The organism is Embleya sp. NPDC020630, from assembly GCF_044334985.1.
GTDB lineage: Bacteria > Actinomycetota > Actinomycetes > Streptomycetales > Streptomycetaceae > Embleya.
The window spans coordinates 1-1,264 of sequence record NZ_JBIRUB010000061.1; the positions used below are offsets into that span (position 1 = coordinate 1).

At 69.6% G+C, this 1,264-nt stretch carries 1 protein-coding gene; it reads left to right on the forward strand.

Annotation, left to right across the window (positions count from 1 at the left end; translation table 11 throughout):
• Positions 1 to 100 precede the first annotated feature (100 nt).
• Positions 101 to 1,222: an IS630 family transposase gene (locus ACH4XV_RS48470; protein WP_395801042.1), complete on the forward strand. Its 1,122-nt coding sequence runs from the start codon at positions 101 to 103 to the stop codon at positions 1,220 to 1,222.
• The last annotated feature ends 42 nt before the right edge of the window (positions 1,223 to 1,264 follow it).

Genomic DNA, 1,264 nt, shown 5'->3' on the forward strand with positions numbered 1-1,264 from the left:
CTAGTGCTGTGACCGGAAACGTTCACCGGGTGGCCGGTGGTCGTGATGGTCTGCGTGCCGGTTGGATGTCATGGACATCCAACCGGCGACAGGGGGTTCGGTGGCAGAGCCGGTCAAGGTCCGCAGACTGACCGAGGACGAGGGTCGCAGGCTGCAACGCATCGTGCGTCGCGGGACCACGAGTGCGGTGCGGTTCCGCAGGGCGATGATCGTGCTGGCCTCGGCCGGCGGGAACACGGTCCCGGTGATCGCCCGGCTGGTCCAGGCGGACGAGGACACCGTTCGCGACGTGGTCCACCGGTTCAACGAGACCGGGATGGCCGGCCTGGGCCCTCGGTGGGCGGGAGGCCGTCCCCGCCTGCTCAACCATGACGACGAGGACTTCGTCGCCCAGACGGCCGCCACCCGCCCGACCGCCCTCGGCCAGCCGTTCACCCGCTGGTCGATCCGCAAACTCGCCGCCTACCTCCGCAAGGTCCACGACCGCGTCATACGCCTCGGCCGCGAGGCGTTACGCACCCTGCTGGCCCGCCGCGGGATCACCTTCCAGCGCACCAAGACCTGGAAGGAATCCAACGACCCCGACTACGACACCAAGCTCGACCGCATCGAACACGTCCTGGAACGGTTCCCGGACCGGGTGTTCGCCTTCGACGAATTCGGGCCGCTCGGCATCCGACCGACCGCCGGATCCGGCTGGGCGCCGAAAGGCCGGCCCGACCGCCTGCCGGCGACCTACCACCGCACCCACGGCGTCACCTACTTCCACGGCTGCTACTCGGTCGGCGACGACACCCTCTGGGGCGTCAACCACCGCCGCAAGGGCATCGACCACACCTGGGCCGCACTGCGCTCGATCCGCAAGGCCCGCCCGGACGGCGCCCCGATCTACGTGATCCTGGACAACCTGTCCGCCCACAAGAACTGGCGCATCCGCCGATGGGCCCGCCGCAACCGCGTCGAGTTGTGCTTCACACCGACCTACACGTCCTGGGCGAACCCGATCGAAGCGCACTTCGGACCGCTGCGGCAGTTCACCATCGCGAACTCCAACCACCCGAACCACACCGCCCAGACCCGCGCGCTGCACGCCTACCTGCGCTGGCGCAACACCCACACCCGCGACCCCGACCTCCTCGCCGCCCAACGCCGCGAACGAGCCCGTGTCCGCAGCGAAAAGGGCGTCCGCTACGGCGGACGCCCCCTCACCCGAGCAGCCTGACCACCCCGGCCACCCGGTGAACGTTTCCGGTCACAGCACTAG